At 72.7% G+C, this 18245-nt stretch carries 16 protein-coding genes and 1 pseudogene; 11 read left to right on the plus strand and 6 right to left on the minus strand.

Features of this window, described 5'->3' with window-relative positions; genetic code table 11:
- Positions 1-7 precede the first annotated feature (7 nt).
- Positions 8-1042 carry a DNA polymerase ligase N-terminal domain-containing protein gene (locus A6A27_RS00570; RefSeq protein WP_073832344.1) on the minus strand — a complete coding sequence of 345 codons (1035 nt, stop codon included), beginning with the start codon at positions 1040-1042 and terminating at the stop codon, positions 8-10.
- A gap of 138 nt (positions 1043-1180) precedes the next feature.
- On the opposite strand from A6A27_RS00570, the gene A6A27_RS00575 reads away from it, so the two are divergent.
- Together A6A27_RS00575 and A6A27_RS00580 are read left to right on the plus strand one after the other, a co-directional pair.
- Positions 1181-1969: an aldo/keto reductase gene (locus tag A6A27_RS00575; RefSeq protein ID WP_073832345.1), complete on the plus strand. Its 789-nt coding sequence runs from the start codon at positions 1181-1183 to the stop codon at positions 1967-1969.
- Between the two features lie 80 nt (positions 1970-2049).
- Positions 2050-2643: a hypothetical protein gene (locus A6A27_RS00580; protein ID WP_073832346.1), complete on the plus strand. Its 594-nt coding sequence runs from the start codon at positions 2050-2052 to the stop codon at positions 2641-2643.
- 61 nt (positions 2644-2704) lie between these two features.
- Here the strand turns inward: A6A27_RS00580 and A6A27_RS00585 are convergent.
- Positions 2705-2848: pseudogene (locus A6A27_RS00585) on the minus strand (cellulose binding domain-containing protein); the annotation flags it as partial.
- 266 nt (positions 2849-3114) lie between these two features.
- Here A6A27_RS00585 and A6A27_RS00590 point away from each other — a divergent pair.
- Positions 3115-4221 carry an FAD-dependent monooxygenase gene (locus A6A27_RS00590; RefSeq protein ID WP_073832347.1) on the plus strand — a complete coding sequence of 369 codons (1107 nt, stop codon included), beginning with the start codon at positions 3115-3117 and terminating at the stop codon, positions 4219-4221.
- A 142-nt stretch (positions 4222-4363) separates the two neighbouring features.
- A complete protein-coding gene (ctaD, locus tag A6A27_RS00595) occupies positions 4364-6121 on the plus strand; it encodes an aa3-type cytochrome oxidase subunit I (protein ID WP_073832348.1) in 1758 nt (585 codons plus the stop codon).
- Between the two features lie 581 nt (positions 6122-6702).
- Here the strand turns inward: ctaD and A6A27_RS00600 are convergent.
- The 4 genes from A6A27_RS00600 to A6A27_RS00615 all read right to left on the minus strand — a co-directional run bounded on the left by A6A27_RS00600 (position 6703) and on the right by A6A27_RS00615 (position 12561).
- Positions 6703-7917: an MFS transporter gene (locus A6A27_RS00600; RefSeq protein WP_073832349.1), complete on the minus strand. Its 1215-nt coding sequence runs from the start codon at positions 7915-7917 to the stop codon at positions 6703-6705.
- A 65-nt stretch (positions 7918-7982) separates the two neighbouring features.
- A complete protein-coding gene (locus tag A6A27_RS00605; RefSeq protein ID WP_073832350.1) occupies positions 7983-8564 on the minus strand; it encodes an isochorismatase family protein in 582 nt (193 codons plus the stop codon).
- A 14-nt stretch (positions 8565-8578) separates the two neighbouring features.
- Positions 8579-9865: a nicotinate phosphoribosyltransferase gene (locus A6A27_RS00610; RefSeq protein WP_073832351.1), complete on the minus strand. Its 1287-nt coding sequence runs from the start codon at positions 9863-9865 to the stop codon at positions 8579-8581.
- Between the two features lie 17 nt (positions 9866-9882).
- A complete protein-coding gene (locus A6A27_RS00615; RefSeq protein WP_073832352.1) occupies positions 9883-12561 on the minus strand; it encodes a LuxR family transcriptional regulator in 2679 nt (892 codons plus the stop codon).
- A 204-nt stretch (positions 12562-12765) separates the two neighbouring features.
- Here A6A27_RS00615 and A6A27_RS00620 point away from each other — a divergent pair, with 204 nt between their 5' ends.
- The 7 genes from A6A27_RS00620 (at position 12766) to A6A27_RS00650 (ending at position 18154) form a co-directional block, all read left to right on the plus strand.
- On the plus strand, positions 12766-14340 hold the full coding sequence (locus A6A27_RS00620; RefSeq protein ID WP_073832353.1) for a hypothetical protein: 1575 nt from the start codon (positions 12766-12768) through the stop codon (positions 14338-14340).
- Positions 14341-14455: 115 nt separating this feature from the next.
- Positions 14456-14746, plus strand: coding sequence for an ATP-dependent Clp protease adapter ClpS (gene clpS, locus A6A27_RS00625; protein ID WP_073832354.1), 291 nt, complete (start codon positions 14456-14458; stop codon positions 14744-14746).
- A gap of 2 nt (positions 14747-14748) precedes the next feature.
- On the plus strand, positions 14749-15246 hold the full coding sequence (locus tag A6A27_RS00630) for a DUF2017 domain-containing protein (RefSeq protein WP_198940139.1): 498 nt from the start codon (positions 14749-14751) through the stop codon (positions 15244-15246).
- A gap of 55 nt (positions 15247-15301) precedes the next feature.
- Positions 15302-15790 carry a Mov34/MPN/PAD-1 family protein gene (locus tag A6A27_RS00635; protein ID WP_073832356.1) on the plus strand — a complete coding sequence of 163 codons (489 nt, stop codon included), beginning with the start codon at positions 15302-15304 and terminating at the stop codon, positions 15788-15790.
- Positions 15791-15860: 70 nt separating this feature from the next.
- Positions 15861-16205, plus strand: coding sequence for a MoaD family protein (locus A6A27_RS00640; RefSeq protein ID WP_073832357.1), 345 nt, complete (start codon positions 15861-15863; stop codon positions 16203-16205).
- Between the two features lie 11 nt (positions 16206-16216).
- A complete protein-coding gene (locus A6A27_RS00645) occupies positions 16217-17182 on the plus strand; it encodes a PLP-dependent cysteine synthase family protein (protein ID WP_073832358.1) in 966 nt (321 codons plus the stop codon).
- Between the two features lie 225 nt (positions 17183-17407).
- Complete coding sequence (locus tag A6A27_RS00650; protein WP_073832359.1) at positions 17408-18154, plus strand: MBL fold metallo-hydrolase; 747 nt, start codon at positions 17408-17410, stop codon at positions 18152-18154.
- Positions 18155-18245: the final 91 nt, after the last annotated feature.

Genomic DNA, 18245 nt, shown 5'->3' on the forward strand with positions numbered 1-18245 from the left:
GTGGTCCTCAGCTCGGGTCGATGCTCAGCCAGTGCCGGCTGCGCCGACCCGGCTCGTACAGGGAGTCGAGCCGCTTGGCCACGACTCCCGGGAGCGCCTGTTCGCGGGCGGTCCGCAGGGCGTCCGCGCCGACACCCGGGAACCACGGCGGAGTCTGCCAGTGCTTCCCGGCCAGCGCCAGACCGTCGAGCAGTTCGCGGCGCTGGGCGTACGGCACGTCGAGGGTGGTCACGCCCTCCAGCCAGAGCAGGTCGACGCCCAGGAACTGGCCGTCCCGCTTGGTGGGCGGCTTGACCCGCCCGGCCGGGTCGATGCGGACCAGCACGCCGTCCAGCACTGCCTCGGTGGGGGCCAGCTCCTCGGCCATCGCCCGCAGCCAGGGGTAGTCCCCGGTGACGTCCGCGTCCGATTCGTCGAGCAGCCGCAGCCGGCCGCCCGAGACGTACGCGACCGCCCGCAGCCCGGCCCAGCGCAGCTCGTACCCCCAGGCGGTCTCGTCCTTCGGCAGGCCCTTCCCCCGGGCGGCGTGCATCGGGCGGACCAGCTCCGGCATCGAGGTCCAGCCCTCGGGGGCGGGGTCGGTGCGGCGGACCATCCAGTCCCGCCCCCGGCCCCCGGTGGCGAAGAGCACGTACCGGCCCTTCGTCCGCTTCCCGTCGAGCACCACGATCACCTCGTCGTCGCGCCACTTCTCGGCGCGGTACGTCCCGGTGTCGTGGATGGTCATCTTCCCGCCGCCGTACTCGCCGGCCGGGATCTCGCCGTGGAAGGTGAGGTACTCCATCGGGTGGTCCTCGGTGTGCACGGCGAGGTGGTTGCGGCCCGGGTCGCGGGGCAGGCCGCGCGGCACCGCCCAGGAGGCCAGCACGCCGTCGTGCTCCAGCCGCAGGTCCCAGTGCAGGCTGCGGGCGTGGTGCTGCTGGATGACGAAGCGGGGCTTGCGCCGGGAGGTCCGCTTCCGCGCCGGGGCCGGTTCCGGCACCGGCTCGGGGGTACGCGCCGCGTCCCGCTTCCGCCGGTACTCCTCCAGCCGGTCAGCCACTCCCGCATTGTCCGGTACGCGGCAGCGCCCCGCAGGGGTGTCGTGGGGCGGATCGTCCCGTTTCCGCCGCGCGGCGCCGGGCCCGTCCGTCGGCGAGTCGCCGGCATGGTGGGCCCGATCAGGGGTAGAACAGCCGCCATGACTGGTGTTGAGCAGCAACCAACCGTCCCGCTCTCCGGCGACGTCCGGATCCCGTTGCTCGGGTTCGGCACCTGGCAGGCCACCGGCCGGGCCGCTTACGACGCCGTGCTCGCCGCCCTCGACGCGGGCTACCGCATGATCGACACCGCCACCATGTACGGCAACGAGGAGGAGGTGGGCCGGGCGGTCAAGGAGAGCGGGCTGCGCCGGGAGGATGTCTTCCTCACCACCAAAATGCTGCCGGACCAGGTCGGCCGGGAGCGGGAGGCCATCGAGGCGAGCCTGCGGGCCCTCGACACCGACTACGTCGACCTGTGGCTGATCCACTGGCCGCCGTCCGCGCCGGGGGACAGCATTCCCGTGTGGCGGGAGTTCCTGGCCGCCCGGGACGAGGGCCTGGTCCGCACGGTGGGGGTGAGCAACTACAGCATCAGCCAGATCGATGAGCTGATCCAGGCCACCGAGGAGAATCCGGCGGTCAACCAGATCCGGTGGAGCCCGACGCTGTACGACCGGCAGACGCACGCCGCTCACCGGGACCGGGGCGTGGTGCTGGAGGGCTACAGCCCGTTCAAGACCAGCGACCTCTCCGACCCGGTGCTGGTGCGGATCGCCCAGGCCCACAACGTCTCCCCGGCCCAGGTGGTGCTCCGCTGGCACATCGACCACGAGATCGTGGTGATCCCCAAGTCGGTCCACCCGGAGCGGATCCGGGTCAACGCCGACGTCTTCCACTTCTCGCTGACCGCCGAGGAGATGCGCGACATCGACGCCCTCGGCGGCTGACTGCGGCGGGAAAAGGGACGGCGGGCGACCGAACGGGCGTCTACAGTGGCTGCTCCGGTTCCGTGGTTCGAAGGAGCAGTGTGCCCCGCATCCGGAACATCCTGATCATCGCCGGCGTCGCCTTGGCCGCGCCGGCCCTCGTGCCTGCCGCGCCGGCCTCGGCCGACACGGTGACCAAGTACGCCCACGCGCTCTTTCGCAACAACGACGACAACGTCGGCATGGACATCGACGTGGTGAAGGCCGCCGGCCAGGCCACGATCGATGTCGAGTGGCAGGACTCGCACTGCGCGCCGGTCGACACGACGTACGTCTGCGACAGCGTCTCCCGGACGTCCTACGACGTCCCGGTCACCAGCTTCTCCTTCTCGGTCGACGGGGTGACCACCGTCACGGCGGACCTGGCGTACCGCGAGTTGCGCCGGCACTGTGTCTTCACGGAGGAGACCGAGGACTGCACGGAGACGGACGGCAGCGGTACCACCACCGTCGAGGTGACCTGGACCGCGTCCGGTAAGCCGACCCGCTCGGAGTGGACCGACGAGCAGGGTGTGCGGCACGTCCAGACGCAGGACAGCACCGCGGTGGCCGGCACCGGCTTCGACCGCTCCTACGGCCCGGACGACAGTTTCGGCCAGGTGACCCAGGTGCGCACGGCCGGCCCGGTGTCCTGAGCCGGGTGCCGGGGACCCGGGGGCGCGGTCCGCACGGGCCGCGCCCCCGGGTCTGCTTCGCTCAGGCCCGCGCGCAGGCGACGCCGTTGAGGGTGAAGCTGGTCGGCGAGGAGTACGTCCCGCTCAGCGTGCCCTGGTAGCCGAAGCCGGTCGAAGCGCCCGGCGCCAGCGTCCCGTTGTAGCCGAGGTTCCGCGCGGTCACTGCAACACATTTACATGTCTGAAAGCCTTCCGCAACCACCCGGTCGGACCCGTCCCGGATGTCGACGTCGGGTGACCCGCCCGCGCGCTCCCGCGCCGGGTGGCGTGGCGCGACCTCCCCCGGTCGACGTGGGACTCCTGCCGGTGGGATCGCCGAGCGGCGCCGACGGGCGGTGCCACCGGGGCCGATGGGCCCTTCCGCCCTTCGATTGCGGGGAGTAGTGTCGTGCCTCCAACGCGTGCCGAACCCCTCCGGAGGCGTACCCCACCATGGGTGGTTCACCCCTGCGCATCCTTGTCGTCGGCGCAGGCATCGCCGGTCTAGCCGTGGCCCGAGCGCTGCGGCTCGCGGGGTTCCGGCCCGACGTCACGGAGCGGCTGCCCCCCACCGAGCGGGCCGACACCGGTCTCTACCTCCCCGGAAACGCGGCCCGGGCGCTGCGCCGGCTCGACCTGGACGGCCCGCTCCGCCCGCTCGGCCAGGTCATCCACCGCCAGCGGTTCCTCGACGCGTCCGGCGCGCCGCTGTGCGAGGTGGACCTGGACGGCCTGTGGGCCGGGGTGGGAGAGTGCCGGGCGCTGCCCCGCGCCGAGCTGCACCGGGTGCTGCTCACCGGCGCCGGCGGGGCGGTCCGGCACGGTGCCGAGGTCAGCGCCGTCGAGCCGCGCCCCGGTGGCGTCACCGTCGGCTTCACCGACGGGACCTGCGGGGACTACGACCTGGTCATCGGCGCCGACGGGCCGCACTCCGCGGTGCGTACCCTAGGCGCGCTCGGCGGCCCGCCCCGTCCCGCCGGCCAGGTGGTCTACCGGGGCATCGTCCGCGGCGGCCCGCGGGTCGCCGACTGGACCGCCCTGCTCGGCCAGCGCGCCGGCTTCCTGGTGGTACCCATCGGCGCCGGGCGGTTGCACTGCTACGCCGACGAGGCGGGCACCACCATCCCGGCCGCCCCCCTCGCCCGCCTGCACGAGCTGTTCGGCTCCTACGGCGGCCCGGTCCCCGAGATACTCGCCGCGCTGGACGACGTGTACGTCGAGATCACCGAGGAGGTCGAGCTGGGGCGCTGGTACCAGGGCCGGGTGCTGCTCGTCGGTGACGCGGCCCACGCCACCGCGCCGACCCTGTCCCAGGGTGCCGCCATGGCACTCGAGGACGCCGTGGTGCTCGCCGAGTCGCTGAAGGCCGCCGGCAGCGTGGAGGCCGCCCTGGTCGCGTACGAGAGCCGCCGCCGGCCGCGTACCCGCTGGGTGCGGGACCGCACCCGGGACCGCAACCGGACCCGCGACGTGCCGCCGGCGCTGCGCGACCCGTTGCTGCGCGGCCGCGGCGGGCGCATCTTCCAGGAGCACTACCGGCTTCTCGTGGACCCGCTCTGAGGCGCTGCGCCGGGCGGCGGTGATCGTAGCGGCCCACCCCCGAAGGCGGTGCCACCTGCCGGGGACTATCCTCCTTGCGGATGACGGCTGCGCAGATGACCAGCGCTTGCCGAGCGGGACAACCCAGAACCGGAGGCCACTCGTGACCACCGTCGCACCCAAGCCGGTCGTGACCCGGCCCTGGCCGGTCCGCGAGCCGGTCAAGGGGTCGGCCATCGCGCGGCTGCTGCGCACCACGGACGCGAAGCAGATCGGGATCATGTACATGGTCACCGCGTTCGCGTTCTTCATGATCGGCGGCCTGATGGCCCTGATCATGCGCGCCGAGCTGGCGCGGCCGGGCCTGCAGTTCCTGTCGCCTGAGCAGTACAACCAGCTCTTCACCATGCACGGCACGATCATGCTGCTGTTCTTCGCGACGCCGATCGTGTTCGCCTTCGCGAACTACGTGGTGCCGCTGCAGATCGGCGCGCCCGACGTGTCGTTCCCCCGGCTGAACTCTTTCGCCTACTGGCTGTACCTGTTCGGCGGCACCATCGCGACCGCCGGCTTCATCGCCCCCGGTGGCGCGGCCGACTTCGGCTGGACGGCGTACACGCCGCTGAGCAACGGCGAGCACTCGCCGGGCGTCGGCGGGAACATGTGGGTGGTCGGCCTGGCGATCTCCGGTCTGGGCACCATCCTCGGCGCGGTCAACCTGATCACCACGATCCTGACCCTGCGCGCCCCTGGCATGACCATGTTCCGGATGCCGATCTTCACCTGGAACATGCTGGTCACCAGCCTGCTGGTGATCCTGGTCTTCCCGCTGCTCGCCGCCGCGCTCTTCGCGCTCGCCGCGGACCGGCTGATCGGCGCGCACGTGTACGACCCGGCCACCGGCGGCCCGATGCTGTGGCAACACCTGTTCTGGTTCTTCGGTCACCCCGAGGTCTACATCATCGCGCTGCCGTTCTTCGGCATCATCTCCGAGATCATCCCGGTCTTCTCCCGGAAGCCGATCTTCGGTTACAAGGGCCTGGTCGCCGCGACCATCGCCATCGCCGCCCTGTCGATGAGCGTCTGGGCGCATCACATGTTCGCCACCGGCCAGGTGCTGCTGCCGTTCTTCAGCTTCCTCAGCTACCTGATCGCCGTGCCGACCGGTATGAAGTTCTTCAACTGGATCGGCACCATGTGGCGGGGCCAGATCACCTTCGAGACGCCGATGCTGTTCTCCGTCGGCTTCCTGGTGACCTTCCTCTTCGGTGGCCTGACCGGCGTGCTGCTGGCCAGCCCGCCGCTGGACTTCCACCTCCAGGACTCGTACTTCGTGGTGGCGCACTTCCACTACGTGCTCTTCGGCACCATCGTGTTCGCCGTGTTCGCCGGCATCTACTTCTGGTTCCCGAAGATGTTCGGCCGAATGCTCGACGAGCGCCTGGGCAAGATCCACTTCTGGCTGACCATGATCGGCTTCCACACCACCTTCCTGGTGCAGCACTGGCTCGGCAACGAGGGCATGCCCCGGCGCTACGCCGACTACCTGCCCAGCGACGGCTTCACCTTCCTGAACACGGTCTCCACGATCGGCGCCTTCATCACCGGTATCTCGACCCTGCCCTTCATCTACAACTGCTGGAAGTCGTACAAGGCCGGTCCGGTGGTCGAGGTCGACGACCCGTGGGGCTACGGCAACTCGCTCGAGTGGGCCACCACGTCCCCGCCGCCGCTGCGGAACTTCGACCGGATGCCGCGGATCCGCTCCGAGCGCCCGGCGTTCGACCTCAAGTTCCCGGAGCTGGCCGCCGGGCAGAGCCTGGCCGGCCCGCCCGAGGGCGGCGCCAAGCCGCTGACGAGTGAGTCCAACGGTGGCGCCAGCTACCAGGAAGACGTCGCCAGCAACCTCGACCGGCGCTGACCCGCTGCCGGCACTGCGCCACGGGCGCCGCACCCCACCGGGTGCGGCGCCCGTCGCCGTTCCGGCCCCTGCCCCGGCGGCATGCCCCAGCAGTGGGGCGCTGGCCTGGTTGTGCGCTGGTCGCAACCTCGGGGGCGTTTCTGTCTCGATGGCTGGCGGCGGGGCCAACTTCCGCGATGTTGTGCGACGGATCGTGCGACATCACGCGGTCGGCTTCGCTCGGCACCGCCAGCGCCGCGCCGAGGGGTGGCGCCCCAGCCGCTACGAACTTGATGACGTAGATGATTCACCGCAATCGAACCGTCCGGTGATCCATTCACGTCATCAAGTTTGTAGGCGCGACGAGGACCGGTCGGCCCGGCACCTGGGCAAGCTGGTGTGGCAACGCCGGCACAGCTCCGGCGGCCGGGCCTGGGCCCAGGGGGCCAGGTCGGCCGGCGGGTCGGTGCTGGGAGCCGATGTCGCCAAATGATCCGGCACCCGGCCACCCGACCGGCCGCCCCAATCAGGCAACGTCCGACCGGCGACCATAGGCGGGGCCGGGGGTCCGGGGACGGGTAGCCGGGTATGGAGGCGGTGGGTCAGACGGTGGCGGGGGCCAGTTCCGGGGTGGCCGGCTCGGTGGCGGCCTGACGGCGGTGGCGCAGCTCGATCGGGAGCACCGCCAGGGCGACCAGCACGCCGATCGCGCCGGTGACCGCGAAGCCCCACGGCGGGGACGAGGCGTCGATCACCGCGCCGGCGAGCGGCGCCCCGAGCGCGATGCCGACGGTGACGGCGGAGCCGTGCAGGCCCATCGCCTCACCGCGTACGCCGGCCGGGGCGAGCCGGCTGACCGCGTCGGCGGTCGAGGCGATGGTGGGCGCGCAGAGCGCCCCGGCCGGGATGAGCGCCAGGCAGAGCAGCCACCAGTGCGCCCCGCCCAACCCGACCGGGATCGTGGTGAGGCTGAGCACCGCCATCAGCACCAGCGGGGAGAACGAGCGGGTGACCGCCCCGTACGCGAAGCCGCCAACCAGCGACGCCACTGCCCACATGGTCAGCACGGCCCCGGTCCACCCGACCTCGCCGCCGGCCCGCAGCACGGCGACCACGGCGACGTCCGTGCCGCCGAGCACCAGGGTGGCGGCCAGGCTCACCGCCAGCACGGCGAGCAGCCGGGGCGTCAGCCACTCGCGGCGGGGCACCTTCCGGTGTGGGCCGGGCGGCTCGTCGGCGCTGCGGGTCGGCGGGTCGAGCAGCCAGAACCCGATCCCGGAGGCGACGATGCCAACCCCGACCGCCCACATGGTGAGCCGCGGGGAGACGGCGGTCGCCACGGCCACGGCCAGCGCCGGGCCGACCATGAACGACAGCTCCACAGACATCGAGTCCAGCGCGTACGCCGGGCGGCGCCGCTCGGCCGGCACCAGCGCGGCGACCGACTGGCGGACCACCGAGAAGACCGGCAGGGCGAGCAGCCCGGCCAGGAACGCGGCCGGCAGCAGCACCGGGTACGACAGCGCCGGGGCACTGGCCCAGAAGATCCCCTCGGCGATCGTGGTCAACAGGAGCACCGGGCGCAGCCCGCGCCGGTCCACCAGCCGCCCGAGCAGCGGAGAGCCGAGCGCGGCGCCGACGGTCGATGCGGCGCCGACCAGGCCCGCGGCGCCGTACCCCCGGCCGAGGTCGAGCACGACGTGAAAGGTGAGCGTCACCCCGGTCGCGGTCAGCGGGATGCGGGCCAGCACCGACACCAGCAGCAGCGACCGGAGACCGGGCAGGGCGAGCGCCTCCCGGTAAGGCTTCAAGTTCACGACGGTCCGTACCTCCGGCGCACATCCTCGACCGGGGGTACGACAATCAGCAACCGATTACCTGGTCAAGCGGCCCTGATCACAGGCGCGCCGAGCATGGTGACCCCGGTGCCCTCCATGGCCCGCAGCGCCACGTCCAGCGTCTCCGGTGCCACGGCGGCGGTGAGGTCCAGCAGCACGGTGGTGCCGAACCCCTCCCGGGCAGCGTCCAGGGCCGTCGCCCGGACGCAGTGGTCGGTCGCGATGCCCACCACGTCGACCCGGTCGACGCCGTGCCGGCGCAGCCAGTCGGCCAGGCACTCGCCGTCCTCGGCGTGCCCCTCGAACCCGGAGTACGCGGCCGCGTACTCGCCCTTGTGGAAGATCGCCTCCACCCGGCCGGTCTCCAGGTCGGGGTGGAACTCCGACCCGGGGGTGCCGACCACGCAGTGCCGCGGCCAGGATTCGACGTAGTTCGGCGGCTCGCCGAAGTGGGCGCCCGGGTCGATGTGGTAGTCCTTCGTCGCCACCACGTGGTCCCATCGGTCCGGCTCGGCGGCGAGCAGCCGGGAGATGCCGGCCGCCACGCCCGCCCCGCCGGCCACGGCCAGCGAGCCGCCCTCGCAGAAGTCGTTCTGCACGTCCACGATGATCAACGCGTTGCTCACGCTGGCGGTCCTCCTCAGGTCGCGGGTACGACGGTGACCGGAACGGCCGGGTCGCCGCCGGAGAGCTTCAGGCCCTCCCACGGAATGGAGATCAGGCACTGCCGCAGGTGCTCCCGCGACTCGTCGAGGGTGGGCAGCGCCACCGGCTCGCCGTGCACGATGAAGGAGTGCTGGAGCAGTCGGTCGTTCGGCTGCCGGTCCGGCACACCCTGCGGCACGATGATCTCCTCGGTCGCGGTGCCGGTCGGCTTGTGCCGGCGTACCGCCACCTTCCGGCCGCCGATGGTGGCCTTGCGCTCGGAGCGCTTGACCACCGGGCGGCCGTCGACCTCGACCAGCTTGTAGACCAGGCCGGCGGTGGGCGCGCCAGAGCCGGTCACCACGGCGGTGCCGGCGCCGTACATGTCGACCGGCTCGGCCGCGAGCGCGGCGATGGCGTACTCGTCCAGGTCGCCGCTGACGATGATCTTCGTCTCGGTGGCACCGAGCGAGTCGAGCAGCTCCCGGGACTGCTGGGCGATCACCGCGAGGTCGCCCGAGTCGATCCGGATGGCCCGCAGCTCGGGCCCGGCCACCGCGATGGCGTTGCGGATGCCCTCGCTGATGTCGTACGTGTCGACCAGCAGCGTGGTGTCCTTGCCCAGCGTGGCGACCTGCGAGGCGAACGCCGCCCGCTCGTCGTCGTGCAGCAGGGTGAAGGCGTGCGCGGCGGTGCCGGCCGTCGGGATGCCGTACTTGTGGCCGGCGGCGAGGTTGGAGGTGAACCGGAACCCGGCCAGGTACGCGGCCCGCGCGGCGGCCACCGCCGCCCCCTCGTGCGCCCGGCGGGAGCCCATCTCGATCAGCGTCCGGCCGCGGGCGGCGGTGACCATCCGGGCGGCCGCCGCGGCGACCGCGCAGTCGTGGTTGAGCACCGACAGCACCAGCGTCTCCAGCACCACGCACTCGGCGAACCCGCCGGAGACGGTGAGGATCGGGGAGCTGGGGAAGAAGAGGTCACCCTCGGCGTACCCGTCGATGTCACCGGTGAAGCGGTAGTTGGTCAGCCACTCGGCGGCCCGGTCGTCCACCACCCGGCTGCGGCGGAGGAACTCGACCTCCTCGGCGTCGAACCGGAAATCCCGGATCAGCTCGATCAGCCGCCCGGTCCCGGCGACCACCCCGTAGCGGCGGCCCGCCGGCAGGCGCCGGGTGAACACCTCGAAGACGCAGCGACGATCGGCTGTGCCGTCGCGGAGCGCGGCGCTGACCATGGTCAGCTCGTAGTGGTCGGTCAGCAGCGCGGGGCGAAGGGTGCTCACGGCTCCAGCCTAAGAGTTCAGGCCGGATCCCCGCCGTCGTGCCCCGGCATCGACCACAGTGCGGCCCGCAGCTCGGCCCGGCCGGTCACCCCGAGCTTGCTGTAGACCCGCTGGAGGTGGTTCTCCACGGTGCGGGTGGAGAGGTAGAGCTGCTCCGCGATGGCCCGGCTGGTGGCTCCCTCGGCCGCGAGCCTCGCGACCTCCCACTCGCGGTCGCTGAGTGCGGGCCGGAGCCGCCGCAGGGCCGGGGTGGAGAGCTGGTCGCAGCGGGCGAGCAGTCCGGCGAGCCGTTCCCGGACCGGCGTGGTCGCCGCGACCCGGCTCCGGCCGAGCCGGTGCAGGGCCATCGCGGTTGCCTCGGCGGCGTACACGATCAGGTCCCGGGCGGCGAAGTCGTCGGCGACGGCCAGCAGCTCGGGGACAGAGTCCTCGACCGCGGCGCGGGCGTACCGGGCGACCAGCGGCGGCAGCGTCCCGTCGACCCGCTCGGAGAGCTCGGCCAGCCGCTGCGCCACCGTGCGGCGGTCGCCGTCGGTGCACATAGGCCCGACCGGGGCGGCGGCCTGGTTCAGCCGGACCATGTCGAGCAGGACGAGCAACTCGTGGCCGGCGAGGGTGTCCTCGCGGAGCCGGTCGGCCAGCGCGCACAGGTGCTTGGCGGCGGTCGGCAGGTCACCGGTTGCTGCGTGGACGGCGGCTCGGGCCTGCTCCAGCCACGGATACAGCACCGCCATGCCCGGGGCGTGGGTCCGGTCCGCCTCGGCCATCGCCTCGGCCGCGTGCGTGGCGTCGCCGCGCAGGGCCGCAGCCTGGGCGCGTTCGGCGTGCGCCAGCCCGGCGTACACCCGGCTGGTGGCGAGCACCGCGCAGGCGTCGAGGCTGGTCTTGAGCGCCTCGTCGCTGCGCCCGCGCAGCCGCGCCGCGTACGCCTGGAGAATGGCCAGGTAGCCGGTGCCGAGCCGGAAGTCACCCGCGCCGGCCAGGTCGGCGAACTCGTCGGCGACGATCGCGTCGATGCCGGCCAGGTCGCCGGAGAGCGCCAGCCGGGTGCCCCGGGCCAGCTCCATGGCGAGCTGGAGGTATGGCATGTCGCCCCGCCAGCGGGCCGCCTCCTCCTGCACCAGGGCGATGGCGGTGGCGCTGCGCTGGTATTGCCCCTGCGCGGCTTGGAGGTGGGCGATGGTGCAGCGGACCAGCTCCCGGGCCGCCACGGGGGAGGCCGGGCGGTCCAGCACGGCCTGGGCGAGCCGTAGCGCGGTGTCGGTGTCCAGCCGGTGCAGTCGCATGGCCGCCTCGAAGGCGCGGACCCGAGCCCGGTCGGCCGAGTCGGTCATCTCGTCGCCGCGGGCCGCGATCTCCTCCACCGTGGACTCGCGGCTGAGCCCCCAGTAGCTGACCATGCCGCGGACCGTCAGCCAGCGGCTGCGCCGCCGGTCGGAGCCGATCTCTCCAGCGACAGAGTCGAGCACCTGGATGGCCTCGTCCGGCCGGTCGCCGAACATGAGGATGGTGGCGAGCAGTTCCGCGGCGTCGAAGCCGCCGTCGGCGTCCAGCGCGGCCCGGGCCAGCCGGGTCGCCAGCGGCACGTCGTACCGGCCGAAGGCCTGGGCAGCTGCGGCGAGCAGCAGGGCCGGGTCCTGCGCCGTGCCCGAGTCGAGCCGCCACACCGCGACCCGGAGCAGGTCGTCCCGGCGGCGCTGGCCGAACTGCTCCAGCAGCTCGGCCAGGGTGGCCTGGAGCCGGCGGGTCCGGCTGACCGGGCACTGCCGTCGCATCACCTCGCCGTAGAGGGGGTGGGCGAGTCGGACGTCCAACCGCCGGTCGTCGTGGACCATGGTGATCAGGCCGCGTTCCTCGGCGACCTCCACGTCGGCCGGGTCGACCGCCTTCTGCAGCAGTTGCAGGCCGAGCGGCTCGCCGAACGCGACCAGCTCGACCACCGACCGTACGCCGGCGGTGAGCTGGCCGATCCGGATGCCGATCAGGTCGGTGAGGCTGGGGGCCAGCTCCAGCCGGCCGGTCCACTTCCACATCCCGTACGTCCGGCTCAGCTCGTCGCCGCCGGAGGCGGCCAGCACCAGCTCGCGTAGCAGCAGCGGGTTGCCCGCGGAGAGCTTGAACAGCCGCTCGGACGACTTGTCGTCGACCGGGCCGCCCAGGATCGCGGCGAGCAGGCCGCCGGTCTCGGTCGGGCCGAGCGGGGCCAGCTCGACCAGGTCGACCAGGTCGTCGGTCCACAGGGCGCGGATCGGCAGCGGGATCTGCTCGCCGTTGCGCAGGGTGCCGATCACGGTCGCGTTCTCCGCGCGGGCGAGCAGGTGGACCAGCGCGGCCGAGGGCGGGTCGAGCAGGTGCGCGTCGTCGATCGCGAGCACGATCGGTCGGCCGGCGGCCTGTTGCTGAAGCATGTCCACGGCCCAGCGGAGGACGCCGGCGGGGGAGAGCCCCGGCGGCTGCTGGGCGGGGAGTACCTGTACCAGGCCGCCGAAGGGCAGCGTGGCGGTGGTGGCGCTGGCCGCGACGGACCAGATCGCATACCGGTCGGTGGGGAGGGCTGCCACCCCTTCGCGCAGCAGCCGGCTCTTGCCGACTCCGGCGTTGCCGCTGAAGAACAACCCGCGCCCCTCGGAGCCGCCGACCGTTGACATCAGACGGTTGAGTTCATCCGTCCGGCCGACGAAGTCCCAGCGACTCATCCGAGCAGCATATCGATGTTTATCCGTCCGCGTGTGGAGCGTCACGCACCGAAGTTGAGTAACTGGCCGATCAGCCCTGAGTATCGGGAGTGTTCGTTGTCGGACTTGCGACAGAAGTACTCTTCCGGGCAGCCCACACTAACCCCGCAGGATTTCCCACGCGACGCGGTCCGCAACCCGGTCGCCTGGTTGGGAGGCCATCTCATGATGCAGCGTCCGCTGCCCTCGGTCGACGTGTCCGAACTGGGCGCGCCAGCCGAGCGAACCCGCTGCGCCCCGCTGCCCACCCGGCTCGGGGTGACCGAGCCCCGCCCCGAGGAGCCGCTGGCCGTCGTCGTCGCGGGTCCGGCCGGCGCCGGCCGGCGCGAGCTGCTCGCCGGCCTGCTCGGGCTGGCGCCCGGCATGCTGGCCGTGCCCGCCGGCAGTTGCCTGCTCGTCAACCACGCCAAGGTGCCGACCCGCGCCGCGTACGTGCCGGGCTACCGCCAGCCGCACTCGTACGGCGCGGATCTGCTCGCGGCCGGCCCGGCACTGGCCCGTCCGCCGCGCCGGGTGGAGCTGAGCCTGCCCGACCCGCTGCTGCGCCGCTTTTCGGTGCTCGACACGCCGGACACCGGCTCGCTCGGCGTCGCCGGTGACCAGGTGCTGCTCGACGCGGTCGGTCGGGCCGGCGCCCTGCTCTTCGTGATCTCCGCCGACCAGGCGTTCACCGCCGCCGAGCTGCACCTGCTGGCGGAGGTGGCCCGGGCCCGGGTCGAGGTGTTCTTCGCGGTCACCCCCGGGGCGGCCGGCTGGGCGGCCCCGGCGGCCGGCCCGACGACGACGGAGGACCCGGGGGCGTCCGTCGCGTCGGCCGGTCGTGCCCGGCCGCCCGGGCCGCGTGCGGCGGACCGCCGGGTCGACCCGGCGGAGGTCTCCCTGGCGGCGCACCGGGCGGCCCTGCTGTCCGCGGTGCCCGGCCTCGCCTCGGCCCGCTGGTACCCGGTGCGGCAGGCGGATTACTCGGCCCTGCGCCGCGCCCTCGTCGGCTGGGCGGCGGACGAGGGACTGCGGCGGGCCAGCACCCACCCGCCGGAGCCGCCCGGCGTGCACCACCGGGTGGCCGTCCTGCCCGGGCTCGACCCGGGCGACCTCACCGACCGCCTCGACCGTCAGGCCCGCTCGTGCGCCCAGCGGATCCGCCAGCACCTCGCCCTGGAGCTGGCCAACATCCACCTCCGGGTGGTGCAGGAGATCGTCTTCGGGGTCGGCTGCGCGGGCCTGCCGCAGCTGCTCGACCGGGAGATGGAAGCGTTGTCGCTGCTCGCCACCGCCCAGTGCGACGAGGCGGTCCGGAGCATCGTCGACGACCTGGCCGCCCGGGTCTTCGGCGCGCCGCTGGCGGAGGGGGTGCGGCGCCGGATCACCCACGCCGTCCGGTGGGGCCTCGCCGACCAGCCGGCCGGCGGGGAGCTGGACCGGGTGCTGCTGGTCACCAGCACGGCCGGGGTGGCCGGGCTGAGCGGCACCGGGGCGACGGACGCCCTGGCCGGCTTCCCCGGCGCGGCACGCGACGAGGTGCTGCCGCCCATCGGGGTGGCGCTCTCCGGCGGCTGCTGGCAGCACTGGCGCGTCCCCGGCAACGACGACCCGAACAGCGCCCGCTCCTGGTCGCAGCGGGCACTGCGGGAGGTCGAGCTGGAACTGTCCCGCGAGCTGTCCTGTCGCTTCGAGGTGATCCGGCTCTCGCTGGAGGCGGTGCTCACCGATGCTGTCGACCACGGCATCCTGCTCGCCTGAGGTCGGGGTCGCCGGCCGGCCGGCCGGGTCGCCGTGGGCGGCCCGGGCGGGTGATCCGGGCCGGGGTGACGTTCCGGTTCATCAGTTCCCCGGATCCGGTGGCACGATGGGGGGCATGGCGGCTCCACAGGTTGCGCCGGTCGAGACGCCGGACACTGAAGAGGTGCCGGCTTACGACCGGCCCTGGGTGACCATCGTCTGGGACGATCCGGTCAACCTCATGACGTACGTGACCTGGGTGTTCCAGAAGCTTTTCGGGTACAGCCGGGAGAAGGCCGAGCAGCTCATGCTGGATGTGCACCACAAGGGCAAGGCGGTCGTCTCCAGTGGCGCCCGGGAGCGGATGGAGCACGACGCGTCGCAGCTGCACGCGTACGGCCTCTGGGCGACGGTGGAAAGGTCGTGAGCATGTTCCGTCGCCACGGCGACCGCTACGTGGCCATCTTCGCGGTGGACGAGGCCCGGGTGCTGCGCAAGGTCGCCTCCGAGGTGGTCGGCCTGCTCACCGACGGCTTCGACCACGGCGACCCGGTGGTCGGCCGGCTGTTCCCCGCGGTGTATCCCGAGGACGCGGCGAACACCGCGGAGTTCCGCCGCTACACCGAGGGCGACCTCAAGACCGCCAAGATCGACCAGGCAGGTGCCATCCTCGCCGCGCTGCCCGACGGTGAGGCCGGCGGCGAGGTGCGCCTCGACGCGGAGGCGGCCGAGGCATGGCTGCGGGCGCTCAACGACGCCCGGCTGGCCATGGGGGTCCGGCTGGAGATCAAGGACGGCATGGACCTCGGGGAGGAGCTCGACGACGCGGTCGCCGAGGACCCGACCTCCTCCCGGGTGTTCCAACTGTCGGTCTACGCGTACCTCGGGTATCTGCAGGAATCCCTGCTCAACGCCCTGATCGACTGATTCGTGACGGTCACCACCTCGCCGCCCGTGACGCCCAGGCGCTAGGCTGGTCGGCGTGCTGAGCATCGACCGGTCGATCATCGACGCGATCGTGGCCCACGCGCGTCGGGACCACCCAGACGAGGCGTGCGGCGTGGTCGCCGGTCCCGCCGGCAGCGACACCCCAACCCGGCACATCCCGATGGAGAACGCCGCCCGCTCCATGACCTTCTACGAGTTCGACTCGATGGAGCAGCTGCGGTTGTGGCGGGAGATGGACGACCGCGACGAGGAGCCGGTCGTCATCTACCACTCGCACACCGCGACGGAGGCGTACCCGTCCCGGACGGACATCTCCTTCGCCGGTGAGCCGGGAGCGCACTACCTGCTCGTCTCGACCCGCGAACCCGACACGGAAGAGATCCGCTCCTTCCGCATCGTCGACGGGGTGGTGACCGAGGAGCCGGTCCGGATCGTGGATGCCGCCGTGGACCCGCACGCCGTCCAGTCCTACATGTTCGGGCAGAGCCCGGCGACGGTCGACTACGAGTGTTCCGGCCGCTGACCTTCCAGCGCCGGCACCTCCTTCTTTCCCCCGTCACCTGGCACCACCCGTTCAAGGAGCACGAGACATCATGGCCATCGAGGTTCGCATCCCCACCATCCTGCGCAGCTACACCGGCGGCGCGAAGGTCGTCGAGGGCGCCGGCGACACGCTCGCCGACCTGCTCACAGACCTGGACGCCCGGCACGCCGGCCTGAAGGCCCGGCTGGTCACCGACGCCGGCGCGCTGCACCGGTTCGTCAACGTCTACGTCAACGACGAGGACGTCCGTTTCCTCGGCGCGCTCGACGCCAAGCTCAACGACGGTGACAGCGTCACCATCCTGCCGGCCGTGGCGGGCGGCGCGTTCGGCTTCGCCGCCGCCGCGGCGATCGCGCAGCACGGTGCGGTGGGCGCGCGCGCAGCGCGCCGCTGACGGCGGTCGTCATGGCGCGGTACGACAGCCTGCTCGATGCCTGCGGCGGTACGCCGTTGATCGGGTTGCCCCGGCTCTCGCCGACGGTGCCCGACGGGGCGCCGCCGGTGCGGCTCTGGGCCAAGTTGGAGGACCGGAACCCGACCGGCAGCATCAAGGACCGGGCCGCCCTGTTCATGGTCCGCGCCGCCGAGGCGGCGGGGCAGCTCCGACCGGGTGACACCATCCTGGAACCGACCAGCGGCAACACCGGGATCTCCCTGGCCATGGTGGCCAAGCTGCGCGGATACCGGTTGGTCTGCGTGATGCCGGAGAACGTCTCCACCGAGCGGGTCCAGCTGCTCCGGATGTACGGCGCGGAGATCATCTTCTCGCCGGCCGCCGGCGGCTCCAACCAGGCCGTCGCCACCGCGAAGCAGATCGCCGCCGAGCACCCCGACTGGGTGATGCTCTATCAGTACGGCAACGAGGCGAACGCCCGGGCGCACTACGAGACGACCGGGCCGGAGCTGCTGCACGACCTGCCCACGATCACCCACTTCGTGGCCGGTCTGGGCACCACCGGCACCCTGATGGGCACCGGGCGCTTCCTGCGGGAGAAGGTCGACGGCATCCAGATCGTCGCCGCCGAGCCCCGTTACGGCGAGCTGGTCTACGGCCTGCGCAACATCGACGAGGGCTACGTCCCCGAGCTCTACGACGCGGGGGTGCTCTCCCGGCGGTTCTCGGTGGGCACCCGGGACGCGGTGCTGCGTACCCGGCAGCTCGTCGAGGTGGAGGGGATCTTCGCCGGCTTCTCCACCGGCGCGATCCTGCACGCCGCCCTGGCGGTGGCGCACGAGGCGGTCCGGGCGGGCCGCCCGGCCGACGTCGCGTTCGTAATCGCCGACGGCGGCTGGAAGTACCTGTCGACCGGGGCGTACGGGGGCACCCTGGCGGACGCCGAGGACGCCCTCGATGGGCAGCTCTGGGCCTGACGGTCGGCGGTTCGGGCCGGTCGGCGTCATCCGCCAGCCGGCCCGCCTCCGCCGTGTCGGCACCGGACGTGTACGGGTGTCACGTTGATGACAACTTCCGTTGGATCATTCTTGCCCGCCCGGACCGACGCGTAGGCTGCGCAGCGTGGCGTACGCGTCGGTTGTGATCATCGGCGGAACGACTGCCGGCGTTTCGACTACGAAGCGTGACATCGGGGCGACCGGATGCAACTGACCGTCCTCGGCTGCGCGGGCAGCTTCCCCGGCCCCGAGTCCCCCTGCTCCGCCTACCTGGTGGAGGCGGAGGGCTTCCGCCTCCTGATCGATTTCGGCCCGGGGGCGCTCTCCACCCTCCAGCGCTACGTCGGGCTGCACGCCCCCGACGCCATCCTCCTCACCCACCTGCACTGCGACCACATGCTCGACGCGGCGTCCTACGTGGTGGTGCGCCGCTACGCCCCGGACGGCCCATACCCGCCCCTGCCGGTCTACGCCCCCTCCGGCGCGCCGGACCGGATCGCCAGCGCGTACGGGCAGGAGGACAGCACGGTCGAGGACGTCTACCAGTTCTACGGGCTCCAGCCCGGCACCTTCCCGATCGGCCCGTTCACCGTCACCGTCGACCGGATGAACCACCCGATCGAGACGTACGGCGTGCGGCTGGAACACAACGGCCGGGTGTTCTGCTACTCGGCGGACACCGCGCCCTGCGACGCGCTGCTGCGCCTCGCCCAGGGCGCCGACCTCTTCCTCTGCGAGGCCAGCTACCTCGACGGCGTGGAGAACCCACCGGACCTGCACCTGACCGGCCGGGAGGCCGGCGAGGCGGCCACCAAGGCGGGGGTGGGTCGACTGCTGCTCACCCATCTGGTGGCGGCCTGGGGCAGCGAGGCGCACACCGTCGAGTCGGCGGCCGGGGCGTACGTCGGGCCGCTGGACGTGGTCCGCCCCGGCGCCTGCTACGACGTCTGACCACGACGGCGGCGCGCCGCGTTGCCGTAGTGTTCGCCGATCCGTCAGCGGCTGGTCGCCTGGCGCACCCGTCCGGCCCCCACCCTCGGGC

Source organism: Micromonospora sp. CB01531 (assembly GCF_001905095.1).
Classification (GTDB): domain Bacteria; phylum Actinomycetota; class Actinomycetes; order Mycobacteriales; family Micromonosporaceae; genus Micromonospora.